This is a genomic window from Halorubellus litoreus, from assembly GCF_037081675.1.
Lineage (GTDB): Archaea > Halobacteriota > Halobacteria > Halobacteriales > Natrialbaceae > Halorubellus > Halorubellus litoreus.
This window is the reverse complement of sequence record NZ_JAZAQL010000003.1, coordinates 248,910-269,334: the sequence shown is the minus strand read 5'-3', so window position 1 is coordinate 269,334 and position 20,425 is coordinate 248,910. Positions and strand designations below refer to the sequence as shown.

Genomic DNA, 20,425 nt, shown 5'->3' with positions numbered 1-20,425 from the left:
GTGTCCGAGAGAGCACAGATGGCGATTCCGTGACAACTGTCCTGGATTCCTCCTCAGTCGTCGGTATCCAGCCAGTATGAGGTACTTACTCACGTAGGTAGAGCAACAATCGAGGGACATGGCCGACCAATCGTTCGTGAAGCAGTGGGAGCCGCTCTCCCGTCCAGCCATCCCGTTCGTCGTCGCGTTCGTCGTCCTGGCGATCCGCTACCTCGCCGGTGCAATCACTGGCAGCCCCGCGCACGGCGTCACCATCGTCGGAATCGTCGCTGGGACCGTGGGCGCAGTCATCGCATCGGGCTTCTTCAAGCACCAGTACCCCGATGGAGTGTCACCGACCGAACGGTTGGTCGCTCGCTACGTCGGCGGTGTCTGGAACGACGCTCGCGGGAACGTCAGTTACGCGGTTGCGCTCGTCGCCGGCGCGCTCGCTGGCGGCGTCTTCCCGACGCTCTTCCACGGCGTCTTGGGACTCGAGAGTCAGTACATCACGCATCTGTACTACGCCCACCTGACCGCTGTTCTCTGGGGAATTGGACTCTTCTTCGTCACGTACGAAGTCTACGAAGCCCTGGGGGCGTTCCCGAGAGAAGACGCGGCATCGATCGGTGTGTTCGCCAAGCGAGTCGCGGTCTTCACCGTCGCGTTCGCGGTCATCGTCGGCTTCTCCCAGTTGCTCTGGCTCCCCTTACTGGGGTACTGAGGCACTGCCTGCTCGATTGTTTCCTGTCGCTGTCGAGTCGCGCTTCGACCATCACCTGTCGAGTTCCCATCCAACCACCACCCCCCACCGCGTCCGCTGTTCCACGTTGGCTGGCGGTGTAGGAACAACGGACATCGTGGGGTGTCGGCTGGGATCGCACAGCGATAACTGCGGACGTCGTGGTGTTATTGCGGATATCGTGGTGTTATTCGATCGTTGGTGCAACCGGTCGTGCCGGATGGATCGCGTTCGCGTCCGGCGGAAGCTCCGGCCGCGACGGAAGGTTCCGCCTGCATCAGCGAGAAGGAGAGCGGATTCTGGAGCGTAGAACGATATCGAGCAGCGCTGAGAGGACGGTTCTGCCGTTCACTCGCCAACGCCCGTTCGTAGCGGGTCACCGTTCGTCCGACCCCGAGGTCGACCGGGTGACGACAGCTGACGTCCACCTGGAGTCACATCGCGGGCGACTGGATTGTCGACGAACGACTTCTGACACACCCACCCCACCATGTCCGCAGTTCTCGGTGAGTGGAGTGGGGGTGGGGTGCTGACGTTGCGTTCGTACAGGACGACAGCAACGAAACAGGACGGGGACGTGAAAACAGAAAGACACTTCCTGCCGTTAGCTGCTAGCTCTCTTACCATAACTTCTTATCATAAAACTGGATTTGGAGAGGCTACGGACCAATAGCCTAGCAGGGGTAATAAACTTTACCGTCATTCAGAGTTCCTCTATGACCCCTCCCCCCACCTCTCCCACCGACAACAGCGGACACAGTGGGGGGAGTGTGTTCGCGGGGCTGACTTAAAGAAACGAGAACAGCGGAAACCGCGGACACTCCGGACACGGTGGTTTTATGGTATCCCCTCACATCCTTCCGTGTAAGATGGCGCTGTTCGAGCGAGACACGAACATCTACACCGACCGGGATGCGCTCCGGGAGGACTACCAGCCCGAGGAACTGGTCGGACGGAGCGACGAACTCGACACGTATCAGGCAGCCCTCCAACCCGTCATCAACGGAGAACAACCTGACAACATCTTCCTCTACGGGAAGACCGGCGTCGGGAAGACCGCCGCGTCCCGATACCTCCTCGCGCACCTCCGAGAGGACGCCGCCCAGTTCGACGACATCGACCTCACCGTCGCGATGCTGAACTGCGACGGCCTCACCTCGTCGTACCAGGTCGCAACTCGACTCGTCAACGAGTTCCGCGACGAGACGAACCAGATCTCGACGACCGGGTATCCGCGAGCGTCCGTCTACGAGATGCTGTGGAGCGAGTTCGAAGAAGCCGCCGGCACCATCCTCGTGGTCCTGGACGAGGTCGACCACCTCGAGGACGACTCCATCCTCTACCAGCTCCCGAGAGCGAGAGCGAACGGGAACCTGGAGACCGCGAAGATCGGTATCATCGGTATCTCGAACGACTTCTCGTTCCGCGACGACCTGTCACCGAAGGTCCGCTCGTCGCTGTGCGAACAGGAGATCCACTTCCCGGCGTACGACGCGAACGACCTCAGACAGATCCTCTCGCAGCGCGCGAACGTCGCGTTCCACGACGACGTCCTCGCGGACGAGGTCATCCCGCTCTGTGCAGCTTATGGTGCGAAGGACGCCGGGGACGCTCGCCAGAGCCTCGACCTCCTGATGAGCGCGGGCGACATGGCGCGCGAAGCAGGGACGGAGACCGTCACCGCGGATCACGTGGAGGCTGGACGGGACGAACTGGAACGCGGCCGCATCCAGGAGGGTATCGGTGGCCTCACCGAGCACGGGCATCTCGTCCTGTACGCGCTCGTCACGCTCGACCTCGAGGGCGATACGCCGGTGCGGTCGAGAGACGTCCGCCCGCGGTACACGCGGTTCGCCGAGCTGGCGAACCGCGATCCGCTCGTTCCACGCCGGATGCGCGATCACCTGAGCGAGCTCGCGATGCTCGGCATCATCAGCGTCACGGAGCGGAACGAGGGGCGTCGCGGCGGGACGTACCGCGAGTACGCGCTCGACCTCGACCCCGCACTCGTCCTCTCGGCGCTCGAGGAGACCGTCGAATCGGTCGGTATCCACGACTCAGTGATGGACTTCGTCGACATCGACCCGCGCGAGGTCGTGACCGACGGCGAGAACGCGACGCTCACCGAGTACTGAACGGGCTCTCGAGAGAACCGCGGTGTTCTGGATGCGAGGGCGTCACCGGAGGATGCGAGGGCGTCACCGGATGGTGTTCGGCGGGCGACGATACGTGTCGTCGAGGTCGGCGCCGCCGAGTGCGGTGTAGAGGTCGACGAGGTCGGCGACGTCGCTCCGACAGTAGTCTTCGAGAAGGCGAGTGAGTTCCCTGTGGACGCTGGTCGCTTCGATGCCGGCGGTGACGTTGTCGACGTAGCGTTCACCTATGACTCGACCGATGTGTTTCCCCTGCATGGCGTTGCCGTCGATCTCGTCGAGGTACGTGTCGGGGAACTCGTAGTCGTCGTACCAGACGCTGTCGTTGTCGATGCCTGCGAGGTCGTATGCTTTCCAGTCGGGGAGGATGTGTTGGTCGTCCCAGAGTTCGTCGGCGTACTCGTCGGCGGCGGCGAGTGCGACGTCGACGTGATTCTCGAAGAGGCGCTCGGTTCGGGCGTGTATCTCGTTGTCGGAGGTCGCGTCGAGGTCTGCGGCCCAGTTGAGGAGGTGCTTGGCGTCGAACCACGCACCGTTGTACGTGAGGACTCGGTCGACGGTTCGCTGTTCGCAGTAGTCGAACAGTCGTTCGAAGAGGTCGGTCGTGTGGGTGTCAGCCCAGTCGCCGCGGCGGAACAGGACTGCGGTCTCCGGGGTGTCGTCGAGGTCGTCGACGTACGCGAGTGCGACGGCGAACCATTCGAAGTACCGCGTCTCGTTCGCGTTCTCGGGTGGTTCTTCGAACGGGCTCGCGGTCTCGATGTCAAGTACCAGTGTTCCCATTGGCGGTTCAGTCCTACGCTGTCGTTCGGTTCGGGCGTAGATGTGACTTTGCATCCGGTCCGTCGTAGCAACCGGGGGACCAATCCCGTTGTTCCGGTCGAATCGGGAACGGGGTGTCTACTCCTTCGAATCCGTCGGCGTGGTGTCGCGGTCGAGCACGACGTCGGCGAGTTCGGCCCCGCTGACCGCTCTTAGTGCCTGGTCGAGCCGATGGAGACCGTCTGCACGCGCATGTGGGTCGGCCGTTCGGAGCGTGTTCGCGGCTCGCGAGAACGTCCGCACCGCTGAGTCGTCACCCCGAACTGAGTCGTCACCTCGATCTGAGTCGTCACCTCGATCTGAGTCGTCACCCCGAACTGAGTCGTCACCTCGATCTGAGTCGTCACCTCGAACGAGTCCGTCGGCACGCGCCGTCTCGAGGGACTCACGCACGGCGTCGACGCACGCGGAAACCGTGGAATGACGCTGCGCGTGCGTGGTTCGTTCGACCACCACGTCGGCGTACGTGGCTTCGAGGAACTCGCCGGGTTCATCGAGGTCCGCTCGTTCGGCGTACGTGTGGAGTTCGGCGTCGAGACGTCGACGCCACGCGTCGTTGCTGTCGTCGACCGCGTCCCCGTAGGCACGTGCGATGACGTTCGCGACGAACGCAGCCGGGTCCTCTGGTCGCTCGCGGCTCGCGGTCGCTACGAGGCGCTCGACGACGACGTCCAACCATTCGGCGACGTTCACGTGCTCGCTGTTGGTGCGACCGACGACCACGAGTGCCCGTGCGTACACTCGCTCGAGAGCGTCCACGCTGTCGTCGGTGAGGCGCTCCATGGTGTCTTGGTCCTCGAGGCTATCGAGGACTGCTGTGACGCCGAACCTGACCGATTCGGCGTTCGTTTCGACCGCGAGCGCGAGCGCGGTTCCGAAGACGGTACTGACGTACGCGACGGGATGTGGAGGGTTGTCCACGGCGATCGCCGCCGTCCGAACCAGTTCCAGGACGCGTCGTCTCAGTCGGTCGGCAGTCCGTTCGCCGACGTCGGTTCGCGCCAGTACCGCTCGGAGGACGGCTGCGTCGGTCTCGGCGAAGGCGTCGAACCACGCCACCTTCGAGGGCCCGTCGATCCGCCAGCGGCACTCGCGGAACGCGGCGACGAGGGAGTCGACCCACTCCTGAGTCCGACTCGACGCCCCGTCGCCCGCCCAGTTCGCTGCCGCACCGCCGAAGACGTCACCGAGGAACGTCACGGGATCCCCGACCGCGGTGGTCGAGACGGCGGTGGATTCGATGCAGTCGGTGAGTGCGTCGAACCAGACGCGCTCGCCGCGCGGCGAGATGCCCGTCGTGGAATCGTCGTCGAACCCACTGACGTGCGTCGACAGCGCCCCGCGATAGACGGCGGCCAGGGCACGGGTGGCCGGCTGCGTACGGGTGGCCGGCCGCGTACGGATGGCTGTGGTACTGGTTCCACGCTCCGGACTCGCACCGGTATCCACCGACCGTCGTAGCGCTCGGTCGTACGCCTCGATCCAGTCCTCGACTCCCGGGGCGTCGGGGAACGGCAGTGCGCCCGAGCCGAACGCGCTCTCGCCGGCGCCGTCCGGGTCGTCCCGTTCGACGCGAGCGAACGCCGCGAACGCCGCTGCGTGCAAGCGCACTCGAGCGTCCTCCTCCGGCTCGAACGGTCGAGATTCGTCCGCTGTCTCGACGAGTCCCGAAGCCGCGAACGCGTCCGCGAGTCGCTCGGCCGCGTCGAACAACGACTCCGCGCGGTCGCGCTCTCGGGAGTCGACGACGCGACGGATCGCCTCCTCGTGGACGTCGACGACGAACGAGGCGGGGTCCTCCGGGGCAGCGGTCGACGCAGAACGGCAGAGGTCCGAACCGACCGCCTCCAGCCACGGTTCGAGGCGGTCGCCGGGACCGTCGTACTCGAATGCCCAGCCCCCGATAGCGTCCGCGTAGGCGGTTCGGAGGAGTCTCGTTCGGTCCTCCTGTCGCTGCACGAACGCGACCGATTCCCTGATTCGCGCGCCCACCGCGTCCACCCACGTCGACAGGTCCTCGGGGTTCGCGGACGACCCGGCAACGGCGCCGAGCGTCGAGCCGAGACTGGTCCCGATGACGAACGCCGCGAACCGGTCGTCGTTGGTCGCAGCTGCCTGCTGCACGAGCGCCGCGACCGGTGCGAGCGCGCGCTCCGCGGTCGACGCGTCCCCCACGTCATCGACGACCTGTCGTGTCAACTCGCCGTAGACCCTCGCGAGCAGCGTCAAATCCGGCTCCTCCGTGAGTGCGCCAGCGTCGACCGTTCGATGCAGGACGTGGTCGACGCACGCGAGCGCACCGTGCTTCGGTCCCGTTCCGTCCGTCGGCCGTGCGAGCGTCCGCAAGGCGAGCGCGAACGCGTGCACGAACGGCTCGCGGTCCCCGCCGACGGCGTCGCGGCCGTGCGGGGTCGCCGTCTCGTTCGTCAGCGCGACCGCGCGGTCGGCGACTGCTCGAACCCACTCGTCGGTCGTCGCGTCCGCCGCCGCCACGGCCGCCATCGCAGTCCCGTAGACCGACCCTCGGTACGTGATGGCGCCGTCGGAATCGCACCGGTTCCGTCCGACGTCCGCGACGAGGTCATCGACCAGTTCGAGCCACGTCGCTGCGGCGGTCGGTCGAGCCGTGCGCGCGACGACGCGGATGGCGTCGGCGACCACTCGACCCACGAACGACGGGTCGAGAGACGCGTCCGGGATGCCGACGATCGCCGCGAACGTACTCTGCGCGGCAACGCCGTCGACGTCGACCGTGTGGCGAGACGGGTGCGTGGTCGTCGGCCAGTCCATCGCCGACAGCAGGTCGTCCGCGACGGACCGAGGAGTCCGCGCGGCGTCACCCGCAAGCTGGGCCAGCGCGAACTCGCTTCGGTCGCGCCAGCTCGCGACGTCACCACAGTCGGTGCGTTCGACGGCAGCGGCGAGCTGCTCGCGGTACTCGTCGTCACAGATGAGTAGCGCGCCGGAGCACGTTCCGTCGGTCACCCAGTCCGCTAGCGCTCGAACGCCCGCCTGGTTCACGATCTTCGCTGGTTCGGCGCCGTACGTTGCGACCACGACCGCGTCGGGCGTCGCATCGACGGCAAGCGCGATACGGTCGGGCTGGCGGAGGTCGGGGAGTCTGACCGTCGAACCCCTTGCAGCGAGTGCCGTGGTGACGCGCGCCGCGAGGCGCCGCTTCCCGCTCGCGTTCGGCCCAGAGACGACGACCAATCCGCCATCGAGGGCGTCGACTACCTCGTCGACGGTCACCCCTCCCACGCCGTCTTCATCCGGGTCGTCGACGTCAGGGTCAGGGAAGGCTCGGGCTTCGGCAGCCGCGTGTAGCGCGTCGGGGTCGTCCCAGTGCCAGGCGGCAACGAGCGGCCACGAGCCGTACTCGTCGGGGCCTATCGCACTCTCGTCGAGCGTGGCACCGACCGCTCGCATCGCCGCTCGAACCGCGCCGACCGCTTCACTCGCATCTGCGAGCGCGCTCTCGCTGTCGTCGGGGGGACACTCGCTGGTTGCGTGGGCGGCGAGTCGCGCTTCGATACTCGCCCGCGTCGATTCGGCGCCGAAGGCGCGGAGCGCCGCGACCGTTCCCGGTGCCAGGCCGACGGCGTCCTCGATCGCTTCGGCAGCCCCGGCCAACGGTCGATGTCGAACGAACGCGTCGAGCCACGCGGTATCGTCCGCGAGTATCGAACTCGCGACGAGCGCGAGCGCTGTGGCGTCCGCCGACCACCGTCCACTCCCCGGGCGTCGCTCGCCGTCGGAACGCGGATCGAGCGCGGAGAGGGCGTGGAACGTCGCTTCGTCGACCGGGTCGACGGTGACGTCGTGGTCGTCGACCGCTGCTCTGATGTCCGACCCGACGAGGACCGTCTCCGACCCGTGCTTCGAGAGCGACAGGAACGCCGCGGGGACGACCGTCTCCTCGACGACGCCGACGCCTTCACGGAGTTGCTCGTCGACGAACGCGTACCTGGGGTACGTGGCCCGTTCGACGAGTGCGGACCGCTCCGCCGGCGTCAGTCCAGGAGGGCTTCGCTCGCTGAGACGGTCCCGGATCTCGTCGACCGCCTCGTCGCTGTCAGCGGGCGGCGTCCGCACGACGAGCACCGTGTCGAGGGACTCGAGCAGGGCGCTGGAGTCGATGAGTCCCCGCTGGCACAGCCAGTCGAGGCTCCGGGGGCGCGTCACGAGCACGACGCCTCCCGGGTGAGCGAACGCGGTCCGCAGCTCGGACCGCGCTTCGTCGACCGACCACGGGACGTCGCGGGGACGCATCACTGCGGAGGCGAGGTCGTCGACGATACCGAGTTCGTCGTCGTCCACGGCAGTCAACGCATCGAAGCGCTCGACTGACGCGCCGAGACCCCGCAATCGATACGACTTCCCGACCCGCGGCGCCCCGAGGACGAGCGTCGCCTCGCCGGGGGTGACCGCCTCGCACAGTTCCGCAGGTGTAACCGTCTGTATGATGCCTTCCATGACTCCTCCGCGACCGACTCCGTCACGCGCGCCGACCGGACGGAGCCCGCCGAGTATATCCTTCGACATCTCCGCCACCGAATATAACTGTTCGCTGTTCCGCGTCTCCGCAACTCGGATTGGACCGAACCGGGTCGAATGGTGGCGAACCGGATCGAAGGGTGGCGAACCGGATCGAAGGGTGGCGAGCGGGGCCGAACCGGGTCGCGAACGGGAGGGCGTCCGCGTCTCGATGTCGTTGCCGGCGATAGCTTATGTCGGTGGAGGCCAGTACTGCCGACATGACGTGGTGGCGCAATCCCGCGACCCGGACCACCGTGTCCGGGTCGTTCACGCGAGGCGATGGTCGCTGTGAGTGACCGGCTTCCCGCTGAGTACCTGCCGCCGCTCCCGGCGGAGGTCGACGCGGTCCTCGCAGCCGTCGGCTACGAGCTGGCGACGGCCATCGATGCGATCGACGACGCGGTCCCCGGATACGGTGGGTTGTTCGACCCGGGGACCTCGCACAGCGAGCTTCGGGACGCCCTCGACGACTTGCAATCGACGGACCTCGCGCGACCGGCGGTTCCCGAAGCGACGGGTGACGCGTTCGTCCTGTACGTCGACGGGAGTTCGCGTGGGAACCCGGGGCCGGCGGGAGCGGGTGCCGTCATATTGGACGCCGAAGGCGCGGAACTCGCGCGACTCGGCCGACCTGTCGGGTCGCGAACGGGGAACAACACCGCCGAGTACGTCGCACTCCAGCTCGGCCTCACGGAGCTCATCACGCGCTACGACCCGCGGAGCGTGGAGGTCCGCATCGACTCGATGACGGTCATCCGCGACGTCTGGGGCGGCGACGACCCGACCGAACCCGGCGTGGATGCGTACAGCGACGCCGTCACCGAACTGCTCGCGGGCATCCCCGACCACCACTATACGCATCTCGCGGATAGCGACCCGAACCCCGCTGACGCGCTCGCAACGGTCGGCGCCGACATCGCAGGTCTCGGCCCGCAGTGAGGCGAGTGCGGGCAGTGTTGAGTGGGAGTCGGTTCGACCGACCGCATTCGGAACCTCGTCGAGGGGGCGTCCGCGAGGACTGCTTCAACGTCGGACCCCCACCGCGTCCGGAGTTCTTCTCGTCGCCGTCACTCGTCGCTCCGATACGGGAGTGCGACGCCCGCGACGCTCGCGAAGCCGGTTGGAATGACGCTGAACGGGCCGAGGGCTGCCGCCGACGAAATGGGCCGAGGGCCGACGACGACGCAGGCTCTGGCGCTCGTGACGAGGACGAGAAACGCCACGAGTGCGGTCGCCGTGCGGGAGCCGTTCGTGGCTCTACGCCACCCGTCTTGGGGACGCCCTCGGTCGGTGAGAGGGGTACAGCGAGATCGGCGAGGGGCCGGTGAGGGGCCGGTGAGGGGCCGGTGAGCGGACGGTGAGGAGACGGCCGCGAGTCGGCCGAAAATTCGGCACGGTTCCTGGAGCAACCGCACTCGCGTTTCTGCGGACGCGGTGGTGTTCGACTCCAGCGCCGGCTGGGGTCGTGCCGGTCAGACGACGCCGGTCGCGTCGTCGGCGTCGACCTTGTCGCCGTCTGCGTCCCTGACGAACGAGACGGTCTGGGAGCCGTAGACGTCGTCGACGTACTTCAGGTAGCCGCTGGTGGAGACGTAGACCACCTCGCTGGACGCGTCGCCGTCGACGTCCGCGATGGTGACGGGTGCCTTCGCCGCGTCGACGCTCGGGATGGTCGTCTTGCCCTCGCCGCCCTGTGCGGTGGGTTCGCCGACGACCTTGAGGTCGTTGCTGCCGTCGATGGTGACGACGGTGACGACGCCGTCGTCGTCGAAGTCGGCGACGGAGCCGGAGCCGATGCCGTTGTTCGACCCGGTCTGGCCGTTGTCGACCTTCTCGACGCCACCGCTCGGTTCGACGTACCGGAGCTGTTGGCTGCCGTCCGCGAACAGCAGTTCGCGGTCGCCGTCGCCGTCGACGTCGCCGGGGCCGAGCACTGCTTGTGCGCCGTCGCTGGGGCTGGCGACGACGGTCGGGCTCTCGCCGGGGGCGACGCGGTAGATGGTGTCGTGGTTCTCGTCGACGAAGTAGACGCTCGGGGTGTTCCCGTTCCACGCGGCTGCGGTGACGCGCGTCTTCGCGCCCTCGATGGTGCCCGAGATGTCGCTGCTGGTCGCGAGCGTCGTCGTCTCGTTCGTACCGTTCGTGATGGCGATGGCGTCGCCGGTGGTCACGTACGGGACGTCCGAGCGGCCGTCGCCCGTGACGTCGACGTCCGCGGTGCCGAGCGCGTCCAGGCTGGACGTGGCGCTCAGCTCGATGGGGTTCTCGCCGGGTCGGAGGACGGTGATGTGACCGCTGGCGTCGCTCGTGAGGACGGTCCCGCTCGTGCACGCCCACCCGCTGGTGACGCTCGGGTCGACCTCGAACGTCCGGAGGACGTGGTCGGTGTCGCCGTCGGGTGCACTCCAGACGACGCGGACGGTCGATTCGGTGGGGTCGACGGCGACGGCGTCCTCGGCGGCGAGGCGTTCGCCGGCGAGCGCGTCCGGGTCGTCGAGCCCCTGGACGGTGATGCGGTCGCCGTCGAGGCGGTCGCCGCCGCGGTGCGTGAGTTCGAACTGGCAGGACCCTGTCGGTTCGAGCCGGAGTCGTGCGGTCGGCGCGGGCGGTTCGTCGTCGGCGATACCGAAGACGATGGCGCCCGTGACGGTCGCGAGGAGGACGACTATCGCGACGAGCAGCGCTCCGCCGACGACGGGAGAGATGGCACGCTCGCGAGAGAAGAGACCAAGGCGACGCGACATATCAGCAAGCAACTGATTCGTGCGGGTATGTCTTACGGGCGAGGACGAGTTCGGGCGACCAGTAGGGCCGCCGAGACCCGGTTTGAGAGTGTGCGGGACGCGTGCCGCCCGTCGACCTGTTCGATACCAGTAGCGTCGTGGGTGTCCCGCTCGTAGGTGGCGGGGAGGTGGTGTGACGACACCATCGCGGTGACACCACCATGTCCGCGGAAGCCCCGAAGGGTTATGGTCGACGAGCGAGCACGACGGCACATGGTCCACTGTCCGGAATGCGACACGACGCTCGACTCGATGGACGACGTCGCGTTCGACGACACGGAGTCACGGATCGGGATCGTTCGCGCGTCGAAGCGGTTCTACGTCGTCGAGTGCGCGCATTGTGGGTACTCGCTCGGGAGCGGCGTCGCCGGTGCGGGCGGCGGTGGCGGCGGGGCGGCGGGCGCGCACTGACGACAAAGCATTTGTATCAGGTGCTGGAACGGTTTCCTATGGTTCACTGTCCGGAGTGCGACGCGACGCTGGAACGACAGGAGGACGTCGAGTTCGCGGACATGGGTGCAGAGACCGGGTTCTTCAAGGCCTCGAAGCGGTTCTACCTCGTCGCCTGCGGCGACTGCGGCGCGGCCATCGGGAGCGGCGTCGCGGGCGCGCGCTGACGTCCACGATTCGATCGTCGACGGACCAACCCGACCGTCGGAAGACTCGACCCGACCGTCGAGGTACTCGATTCTGAATTGCGTACGTTCAAGAGTGGGGCGCGTGCACTCGGAGGTATGCCTCGCGTCTCGCTCCCGGACATCGAGGCGGCGCGCGCCCGCGTCCGGGACACGCACATCGTCGAGGAGACGCCCATCGAGTACTCGCGGAGCCTCTCGGAGCGCGCGGACGCGGACGTCCACCTGAAGATGGAGCACCTCCAGCGGACGGGGTCGTTCAAGACGCGCGGTGCGCACAACAAGATCAGTCTCCTCGCCGATGACGACGCGTTCTCGGGGCGCGTGGTCGCGGCGAGCGCGGGGAATCACGCGCAGGGCGTCGCGTTAGCAGCAACTACTAACGACATCGAGTCCACGATCGTGATGCCGGAGACGGCGCCGCAGGCGAAGGTGGACGCGACGCGGAGTTACGGAGCGGACGTCGAACTGGTCGGGCAGACGTTCCAGGAGGCCGTCTCGCACGCACGAGACCTCGAGACCGAGCACGGCTGGGAGTTCGTGCACGCGTACGACGACCCCGCCATCGTCGCGGGCCAGGGGACGCTCGGTCTCGAACTCTACGAGCAGTTCCCGGACGTCGACACGGTCGTTGCACCCATCGGCGGGGGTGGTCTCATCTCCGGGGTCGCCACCGCGATCAAGGAGCGTGACCCGAGCGTCCGCATCGTGGGCGTGCAGGCCGAGGACGCGGCGACCGTCCCACAGAGCCTGTTGAAGGGTGAACCGGTCGGGAACGACGACCCGCAGACGATCGCGGACGGCATCGCGACCGGCGGCATCTGCGACTTGACCTTCGAGCACATCGACGCGTACGTCGACGAGGTGGTGACGGTGAGCGACGACCGCATCGCGCAAGCCATCCTCCTCTTGCTTGAGCGCGCGAAGCAACTAGTCGAGGGCGCGGGCGCGGTGAGTACCGCCGCGTTGCTCTCCGACGACCTCGACGTCGCGGGCGAGACGGTGATACCGCTCCTCTGCGGGGGGAACATCGACGTGTCGGCGCTCCAGGGAGTCCTCACGCACGCGCAGGCCGCACGCCACCAGCTCCTGCATCTCCGCGTCCGCATCCAGGACCGCCCGGGGAAGATGGCGGAGGTGTCGCGGGTGCTCGCTGACCAGGGCGCGAACATCCGCTCGGTCCGCCACGAACGCGCCGTCGACGACCTCAACGTCGGCGAGGCGTACCTGATGTTCCGCGTCGAAGCGGCCGGCCGCGAGCACGCCGACCAACTCCTCGCGGGCATCCGCGACGCCGGGTACGACGTCGAACGCCTCGCGCATCCGGAGTGAGGGGCGGGACGACTCGCGACCCGGTGGGTCGTCGTGGCTTCGTCCCTCGGTTCGTTTAACCGGTCGCCCGTCCTCGGTGGTTGTATGCGTTCGTCTCCGGGGTCGCGGCTGGCTGTCGTCGGGCTGCTCGCCGGGAACGCGATCCCGCTGGTCGGCGTCGCTTTCTTCGGGTGGGGGGTGCCGGCATTGATGCTCGTGTACTGGCTGGAGAGCGCGGTCGTCGGTGTCGGATCGGTCGCGAAGATACTCCGCGCAGCGGGCGAGGACGACCCGGCGGAGTTGCCCGAGATGAGCTTCAACGACCGGTCGGTCGCGTCGTTCGTCGGACGGTCGAAGCGGTCGGTCGCGGGGTTCTTCGTGCAGCATTACGGCGTGTTCTGGCTCGTCCACGGCGTGTTCGTGCTCACGGTCTTCAGGGGGTTCGCGCCGCTCGTCGACGGCGAGTGGGCGTCGGTGGTGATTCCCACGGTCGGGTTCGTCGGGTATCACGCGCTCTCGTATCGGTTGAACTTCGTCGGGTACGGCGAGTTCGAACGAAGTGGTCCGGTGACGTTGATGGTGGAGCCGTACCGGCGCGTACTGGTCCTCCATCTGACCATCGTCCTCGGCGCGTTCGCAGTCGGCGGGGTGGGCGCCCCGGTGGGCGCCGTCGCCGTGATGGTGCTCGTGAAGACCGTGCTCGACCTCCGCGGGCACTGGCGGGCGCACGACCGGGCGAACCGGCGCTCGAGTTCGACGACGGCGACGGGCGTCGAGTGACGTTCTCGACGATGTCCGTCGTGTCGCTCCGCGCGGCGGACGCTCGCTGGGTCGACGACCCGGTGGCGCCCTGGGTCGATGGGCCGCAGACGGAGTCGGCTGGCTGCGGGGGAAGTCGGCTGGCTGCGGACGGAGTCGCGGGGCCGCGGACGCGTCGTTCACGTGCGCGGGCTGGCGGTGCGGGCGTTCCCGACCCGTTCAAATAGGCCTCTAGTTATAAATCACCGCCGGGTGAAGGTGGCTTTATGCATCGTGTACTCCTTCCGGTTCATCTGAACGTCGAACGGGCACTCAGTCAGGCGAACTTCGTCGCGTCTCTCGCTGACGACGGTATGGACGTGGAAGCGTACGTGCTGTTCGTGTTCACGGGCCGCGAGCGCTCGCCGGATACGCCCGACGAGATGAAGCGGTTCGATTCGCCGACGCGCATCGACGCGGTTCGACGCGTGATGGAGGTCCTCGACGAGGCGGGCGTCGACTATCACATCCAGGAGGACAGTGGCGAGGTCGCCCAGGACATCATCGACGTCGCGGACTCGGTGGACGCGGACCAGATAGTTCTCGGTGGACGGAAGCGGTCGCCGGCGGGGAAGATCCTGTTCGGGAGCGTCACGCAGGAGGTCCTCCTGAACACGGACCGGCCGGTGACGGTGACGACGGCCGAGGAAGAGGAGGAGTAACGCGCGGAGCCGTTCCGCGGGGGGCTGTCGGCGGTCGCGCATCAGCGGGTGCGTCGGCGGTAGAATTCGCGGGTACGTCGGGGGTAGAGGACGACGAGCACGGCGTCTGACCGGTCAGGGGTCGCTGTCGGGCGCGCTTCTCTTCTAGATCGACTCGGGCGAAGCTCCGTGGCTGTCCCTGGGACGTTCCGGGGGAGCGTTTTTGAGGGCTCCGGGAGTTGGGGGAGTCATGTTCACACGACGCACGCGATGCGGTGGTGGGTGGCGGTGACGCGGACGACGGACGTCGTCGTCGAGGCGTTCGAGGCGGCGGGCGTGGAGACGGTGTTCGGATTCCCGTGCGAGCAGATGGACCCGTACTACGCGAGTCTCGCCGAGAGCGACCTCCGGCACGTCCTCGCGCGCAGCGAGGCGAGCGCGGCGCTGATGGCGGACGGGTACGCGCGGGCGGCGCGGACGCTCGGCGTCGTCGACGGCGTGAGCGGGCCGGGCGCGGCGTACATCGGCGCCGGGCTCTCCGAGGCGTCGGGCGCGTCGTCGCCGGTGCTCGCGCTCACGGGCGGGAACGACCGGGCGACGCGCGGGAACGGCGTCATCCAGGACGCGGACAACGAGGCGGTCCTGGAGCCGTGGACGACCTCGACCGCGGACCCGGAATCCCCGACGCGAGCGGTCGAAGCCGTCCAGCGCGCCGTCCGCACCGCGACCGCGACCGTCCCGTCGCCGGCGCACGTGAACCTCTCCGAGGACGTCCTCGGTGGGGACGTCGCATCGAACGAAGCGGCGGACGACGCGAGCGACGAGCCGGCAGCGAGTTCGTTCCTGCGCGGTGACGTCGACGCGTCGTATCCGCGCGAGCGCCCCGAGCCGAGCGCTGACGCGGTCGTGGACGTCCTCGACCTGCTCGCTGGCGCGGAGCGTCCGGTCGTGGTCGCGGGCGAGGGCGTCGTTCGCGCCGACGCGACGGCGGCACTCGCGCGGTTCGCGAGGACCGCGGACGTGCCGGTGGTGACGTCGATGAACGGGAAGGGCGCGGTCGCGGAGACGGAGCCGCACGCCCTCGGTGTGGTCGGCCGCTGGGGGTTCTGTCGGGTGGCGAACGACGCGCTCGCCGACGCGGACCTCGTGCTCGGGTTCGGGACGCGATTCGGCGAGCTGACGTCGGTCGGGTGGTCGCTCGTCCCCGAGGACGCGCCGCTCGTGCACGTCGACCTCGACCCGGAGTGGCTCGGCCGGAACTACGAGCCCGCGGTCGGTATCCGCGCGGACCTGCGGGCGACGCTCGACGCGCTCGCGGACGCGGTCGACGCGGACGCCCCGGCTGGCGCCGACGCTCGCGCGGACCGGGTCGCGTCGCTCGCCGCGGACCGCGAAGCGTGGCGCGAGGAGCACCGCGACGACCTGACGAGCGACCGCTCGCCGATCCAGCCCCAGCGCGTCGTCCACGAGTTGAACGAACGGATCCCCGCCGAGGGCGTGCTGGTGAGCGCGACGAGTTTCCCCGGGTTCTTCTCGGGGGCGTTCTACGAGACCGAGGAGCCGGGACTGCGGTACCTGCAGGCGCGCGGGAGCGACGGCATCAACGCCGCGCTGCCCCAGGGCCTCGGGGTGCAGGCGGCGCGCCCGGACGCCCCGGTGGTCGTGCTCTCCGGGGACGGCGGCATCGGCTACCACATTGCGGACCTCGAGACGGCGGCGCGCGAGGACCTGCCCGTGACCGTCGTCGTGACGAACAACGAGTCGCTGGGGTCGTCGAAGATGAGTCAGATGGCGACGCACAGCGTCGACCAGTCCACGGACTTCGACCCGAGCGTCGACTACGCGCAGGTCGCGCGCGGGTTCGGCTGCGAGGGCGAACGCATCGAGGACGCCGAGCGCGTCGGGCCAGCCATCGAGGACGCCATCGCGTCCGAGGAACCGACGCTGCTCGACGTCCACGTCGACCCGTTCGCCGCGCCGCCGCTGCTCGTCGATTGAGCCCCGCGGCGTCGTGGCACCTCAGAATACGGCGTCGTACACGGCCGCCTCCGTTTCCTCGTATCGGGCGTCGAGGACGTCGCGGAGGTAGTCGGCGCCGAACGTCGCTTCCAGATCGAACGGGCCGACGTCGCCCCCGCTGCCGCGCTTGAGGACGTCGTTCACGGTGTCGCGGTCGCCGACGCCGTCGTCGACGAGGCGGTGCGCTTCGTTGACGAGCGCGGCGAGCACGGGCGTGACGTCGTGCGGGTCGTCGACCTCGGGGAGGAGGCACGTCTCGCCGTCCCACTCGAAGAACCCATGGCCGCTCTTCTTGCCGAGGTCGTCGCGGTCGACCATCGCGTCCATGCGTTCGCGGACGGATTCGGGCGGCGCGTACCGGTCGCCGTACGCGTCGGCGAGGTTCTCGACGGTGTGCAGGTGGACGTCGACGCCGATGAGGTCGACGAACTCGATGGGGCCGCGGTCGAACCCGACGTTGCGCGCGCCGCGGTCGACGGCGGCGGGGTCGGCGTCGAGCAGCTCCCACGTGCCGGCGCACTTGATGCTGGCGGAGAGCCTGCTGAGGCAGTTCGCGCGGTACTCGGCGCCGAGGACGACGGGATGGCGGTCGATGGCGTCGGCGACGGCGCGGGCGACAGCGATGGCGCGGTCGGTGGCGTCGTCGCCGGCGATCTCGACGAGGTCGCGGGAGAGTGCGGGGTTCGCGAAGTGGAAGAGGACGACGCGCTCGGGGTGGGTGGCGTCGGCGGCTATCTCGCCGGGCGTGAGCGAGGACGTGTTCGTGCCGACGACGGCGTCCGCGTCGAGGACGCGTTCGAGGTCGGCGAGCACCGCGCGCTTGAGGTCGAGTGTCTCGGGGACCGCCTCGACGACGAACCCGCAGTCGGCGAGTGCGTCGACGTCGGTCGCGTACTCGATGCGGGCCGTGAGGTCGTCGTCGGGGTCGAAGCCGCCGGCGCGGAGCGCGTCCGCGAGCGCGGTCTCGTGGTAGTCGCGGGCGGCGTCGAGGGCGTCGGAGTCGACGTCGACGAGCGTGACGTCGAACCCGGCGTTCGCGAGGAGGCCGGCGACGTCGCGGCCCATGAGGCCCGCGCCGACGACGCCTGTTCGTTCGAGGTCGAGTGCGTCGGTGTGTCTCTGTTGTGTCATCGGTGTCGTGTGGTGTCAGTCCGCGTCTGGGTCGGTCGTGAGTTCGGTGCGACTCGTGCTGGCCGTCCGGGTGCGGACGAGGTAGTACCCGCCGAGGACGGCGAGTGCGGCGAGCCACGCGACGAACAACGTGGGCGATTGCGTGGCGAGGAGGGCGAGCAGGAGGCAGTTGAGTGGGACGGCGAGCGCGGCCATGGCGGCGAGTGCACGGCCGGGGAGGGGGAGGGTGTCGGCGACGTCCTCCGGGTGGTCGCGGACGGCGACGATGGCGGCGAGCATGACGGGGACGACGAGGGCGGCACCGCCGAACCCGAGGAGGGCGCCGAGGTCGGCGATGGGGAGCGGGGAGACGAGCGCGGCCGCAGAGCACGCGTAGACGAGCGCGGTCGCCCAGTGTGGGGTGCCGAAGCGGTCGTTGGTCGCGGCGAGCGCGTTCGGGGCGAGGCCGTCGGCGGCGAGCGCTTCGAGGTACTTCGGGGTGATGATGTAGACGGCGTTGATGCTGGTCGCGATGGCGAACAGCGCGCCGCCGACGACGAACAACTCCTCGAAGCCGCGGGGGAGGATGGCTTCGGCGGGGACGGCGAGCGTCGCGCCGGCCATGGCGTCCGCGCCGACGGTCCCGACGGCGACGAGCCCGATGCCGGCGTACGTGACGAGGACGAGTGGGACGGACACCGCGAACGACTTCGGGATGGTGACGGTGGCGTCGCGGACGTCGCCGCCGACGTCGACGACGAAGTTCGCGCCGAGGCAGACGAAGTAGAGGACGCCGGCGGCGGTGAGGACGCCGACGGTGCCGCCGGGGAACGCGGGCGTCAGGTTCGCGGGGTCGACGGCGGGGATGCCGAACGCGACGAACGAGGCGAGGGCGGCGACGAGTCCGACGAACATGACGAGCTGGGCGGTGGCGGCGGGACGGAGCCCGAGGAGGTTCACGGCGAAGAACAGCGTGAGGAGCGCGAACCCGACTGCGGTGGGGCTGACGGGGAGGAGGGCGTCGACGTACTGGCCGGCGGTGAGCGCGTACAGCGGGAGCCCGCCGGTGAACATGCTGACGCCCAGTCCCATGGCGGCGAGGAACGCGAGCGGCCGGGAGACCAGGGCGGCTGGGTAGCGGTAGTTCCCGCCCGTGGTGGGGTAGGCGGCGCCGAGCATCGCGGTGGGGAGGAGGCCGAGGATGGCGATGCCGAACGCGACGCAGAACGCGAGCACGACTCCGGGGCCGGCGAGACCGACGGCGACGCCCGTGAGACTGAAGAGTGCGCCGCCGACGATGAGGCCGACCTCGATGCTCACCGCGTGCAGCAGGCCGATGTCACCGTCCCCACCCTCGGTTCGAGCCATTCGGTATCACGTCTCATGCGGGTGCGGGTGAAAGTAGTTTTCCCGCGACGAGCGTCTCGCCGGGGGGCATCGAGCGGAGCGTCGAACCGGGGCGTCGGCGTGGTCGTTCGTACTCGGGCGCGGGGCCTGGTCGGACGCGCTCAGGCGCGTGCCTGCTCGACCGTGTCGGTTCGGTTGTCGGCGTCCCCGCTGCGGCCGTCGAGGACGACCGCGTTGTAGGTCGCGCCGAGGAGGAGGACGACGCCGGTGAAGTACAGCCACGTGACGAAGAGGAGGATGCTCGCGATGAGGTTGCTCTCCTCGCCGCCGAGCGAGGCGTACACCTGGAACCCGATCTGGAGGAGCGTCCACCCGACGGCCGCGATGACCGTCCCGGGGAGGGCGTCGCGTGGTTCGTGGTCGACGTCCGGGAAGAGGTAGTACATCGGGAGGAACGCGAGGACGAGCGCGCCGAGGAGGACGAACGGGACGAGGAGCCCGAGGAACGGGATGGTGGAGATGAACGAGACGACGCTGGTTGCGCCGACCATCGCGACGACGCCGAGCGTGAGCGTGGCGAGGACGAGCAGGCTCTTCTTGATCTGGTCGAGGAACGTGTCCTCGGCGGTCGTCTCGTAGATCGTGGAGAACGCGGTGTCGAGCCCGCGGAACACCTTGATGGCGCCCCAGACGAGGACGAGCGCGCCGATGACGGTCGCACCGAGCGTGGACCCGGTGCTGGCGTCGCGCTGCGAGTCGATCATCACCTCGATGACGCCGCCGACCGCTGGCGAGACGCTCTGCGTTGCGACCTCGACGATGCGAGCCTGGAGCTCGGGCGCGCCCAGGACGGAGACGACGAGGAAGAGGAAGAGCAGGAGTGGGACGAGGGAGACGAACGCGCTGTACGCGATGCTGCCGGCGAGAAACGTGACGTTCTTCTCGCCGAAGACGGTCTTCACCTCCTTTGCGCGTGAGACGACCAGGTCGAGGTCCATGGGTACAGTATGGTCGCGAGGCGCCGTAATGCCATGGCTTCAGTGGGGTGGTCGCGACTCAGGGGGTGGCGTACTCGCTGAGGGTGCGGTTCTCGTAGTTCCGGTTGGCTTTCCCGATGGCGAGGAGTTCGAAGTCGTGGACGTCGACGCCGCTTCGGTCGCGGATGTCTGCTTTCGCGGTGTCGGGGAGCGAGACGGTGTCGACGACGGTGAGCGCGTGGCCGTGGAGGAAGTAGGAACTCGCCATACTGGTCGCCCGGAGCCCGAGGACGGCGTCGCTGGGCGTCGATTCGAGGATTCGTTTCGCGTCACGGCGCTGGTAGACGTCGCACGGGAGGTCCTCGACGGGGAAGACGCTGGACGCGGCGCCGTGTGGAATGCGCGTCCCGACCAACTTCTGATGCTTCTCACTCATACAAGGAAACAATAGTATGCTTCCTGCTTATTTCTTCTGGTGGGTGGTCGTCCGCGACGCGGCCGCCGTTCCCGCGAGCGTCCAGGCTCGGGCTCGGATGGCGGATTGCGAAGGAAGGAGCGCGGGGCAGTGA

At 68.4% G+C, this 20,425-nt stretch carries 16 protein-coding genes; 9 read left to right on the top strand and 7 right to left on the bottom strand.

The window, feature by feature from the left end; genetic code table 11:
• The first annotated feature begins 118 nt into the window (after window positions 1-118).
• Together VYJ16_RS16150 and VYJ16_RS16145 are read left to right on the top strand one after the other, a co-directional pair.
• Window positions 119-703, top strand: coding sequence for a hypothetical protein (locus VYJ16_RS16150; RefSeq protein WP_336351344.1), 585 nt, complete (start codon window positions 119-121; stop codon window positions 701-703).
• 887 nt (window positions 704-1,590) lie between these two features.
• Window positions 1,591-2,856, top strand: a complete 1,266-nt coding sequence (locus VYJ16_RS16145) for a Cdc6/Cdc18 family protein (protein ID WP_336351343.1) — start codon at window positions 1,591-1,593, stop codon at window positions 2,854-2,856.
• 63 nt (window positions 2,857-2,919) lie between these two features.
• On the opposite strand, the gene VYJ16_RS16140 is transcribed toward VYJ16_RS16145, so the two are convergent.
• Together VYJ16_RS16140 and VYJ16_RS16135 are read right to left on the bottom strand one after the other, a co-directional pair.
• The gene (locus VYJ16_RS16140) at window positions 2,920-3,657 is read right to left on the bottom strand and encodes a hypothetical protein (protein WP_336351342.1); all 738 of its coding nucleotides are present in this window, start codon (window positions 3,655-3,657) and stop codon (window positions 2,920-2,922) included.
• 117 nt (window positions 3,658-3,774) lie between these two features.
• Entirely contained in the window at window positions 3,775-8,172 is a 4,398-nt protein-coding gene (locus tag VYJ16_RS16135; protein WP_336351341.1) for a hypothetical protein, read from the bottom strand.
• Window positions 8,173-8,514: 342 nt separating this feature from the next.
• Here VYJ16_RS16135 and VYJ16_RS16130 point away from each other — a divergent pair, with 342 nt between their 5' ends.
• A complete protein-coding gene (locus VYJ16_RS16130; protein ID WP_336351340.1) occupies window positions 8,515-9,174 on the top strand; it encodes a ribonuclease HI family protein in 660 nt (219 codons plus the stop codon).
• A 533-nt stretch (window positions 9,175-9,707) separates the two neighbouring features.
• Here VYJ16_RS16130 and VYJ16_RS16125 read toward each other — a convergent pair.
• A complete protein-coding gene (locus VYJ16_RS16125) occupies window positions 9,708-10,979 on the bottom strand; it encodes a type IV pilin N-terminal domain-containing protein (RefSeq protein ID WP_336351339.1) in 1,272 nt (423 codons plus the stop codon).
• 252 nt (window positions 10,980-11,231) lie between these two features.
• Here VYJ16_RS16125 and VYJ16_RS16120 point away from each other — a divergent pair, with 252 nt between their 5' ends.
• The 6 genes from VYJ16_RS16120 (at window position 11,232) to VYJ16_RS16095 (ending at window position 16,401) form a co-directional block, all read left to right on the top strand.
• Complete coding sequence (locus VYJ16_RS16120) at window positions 11,232-11,429, top strand: hypothetical protein (RefSeq protein WP_336351338.1); 198 nt, start codon at window positions 11,232-11,234, stop codon at window positions 11,427-11,429.
• A 38-nt stretch (window positions 11,430-11,467) separates the two neighbouring features.
• Window positions 11,468-11,635: a hypothetical protein gene (locus tag VYJ16_RS16115; RefSeq protein ID WP_323676093.1), complete on the top strand. Its 168-nt coding sequence runs from the start codon at window positions 11,468-11,470 to the stop codon at window positions 11,633-11,635.
• A 117-nt stretch (window positions 11,636-11,752) separates the two neighbouring features.
• Window positions 11,753-12,985: a threonine ammonia-lyase gene (gene ilvA / locus VYJ16_RS16110; protein ID WP_336351337.1), complete on the top strand. Its 1,233-nt coding sequence runs from the start codon at window positions 11,753-11,755 to the stop codon at window positions 12,983-12,985.
• Between the two features lie 84 nt (window positions 12,986-13,069).
• Window positions 13,070-13,744 (top strand): DUF6498-containing protein, encoded by a 675-nt coding sequence (locus VYJ16_RS16105; protein WP_336351336.1) that lies wholly within the window; start codon window positions 13,070-13,072, stop codon window positions 13,742-13,744.
• Between the two features lie 245 nt (window positions 13,745-13,989).
• Window positions 13,990-14,424: a universal stress protein gene (locus tag VYJ16_RS16100; RefSeq protein ID WP_336351335.1), complete on the top strand. Its 435-nt coding sequence runs from the start codon at window positions 13,990-13,992 to the stop codon at window positions 14,422-14,424.
• A gap of 267 nt (window positions 14,425-14,691) precedes the next feature.
• Window positions 14,692-16,401, top strand: a complete 1,710-nt coding sequence (locus VYJ16_RS16095) for a thiamine pyrophosphate-binding protein (RefSeq protein WP_336351334.1) — start codon at window positions 14,692-14,694, stop codon at window positions 16,399-16,401.
• A gap of 21 nt (window positions 16,402-16,422) precedes the next feature.
• Here the strand turns inward: VYJ16_RS16095 and VYJ16_RS16090 are convergent, their stop codons facing one another.
• The 4 genes from VYJ16_RS16090 to VYJ16_RS16075 all read right to left on the bottom strand — a co-directional run bounded on the left by VYJ16_RS16090 (window position 16,423) and on the right by VYJ16_RS16075 (window position 20,292).
• Window positions 16,423-17,553, bottom strand: coding sequence for a 3-hydroxyacyl-CoA dehydrogenase (locus VYJ16_RS16090; RefSeq protein WP_336351333.1), 1,131 nt, complete (start codon window positions 17,551-17,553; stop codon window positions 16,423-16,425).
• A 15-nt stretch (window positions 17,554-17,568) separates the two neighbouring features.
• Window positions 17,569-18,900 (bottom strand): APC family permease, encoded by a 1,332-nt coding sequence (locus tag VYJ16_RS16085; protein WP_336351332.1) that lies wholly within the window; start codon window positions 18,898-18,900, stop codon window positions 17,569-17,571.
• 140 nt (window positions 18,901-19,040) lie between these two features.
• Complete coding sequence (locus VYJ16_RS16080; protein ID WP_336351331.1) at window positions 19,041-19,877, bottom strand: YihY/virulence factor BrkB family protein; 837 nt, start codon at window positions 19,875-19,877, stop codon at window positions 19,041-19,043.
• A 58-nt stretch (window positions 19,878-19,935) separates the two neighbouring features.
• Window positions 19,936-20,292: a DUF8165 family protein gene (locus tag VYJ16_RS16075; RefSeq protein ID WP_336351330.1), complete on the bottom strand. Its 357-nt coding sequence runs from the start codon at window positions 20,290-20,292 to the stop codon at window positions 19,936-19,938.
• Between the last annotated feature and the right edge of the window lie 133 nt (window positions 20,293-20,425).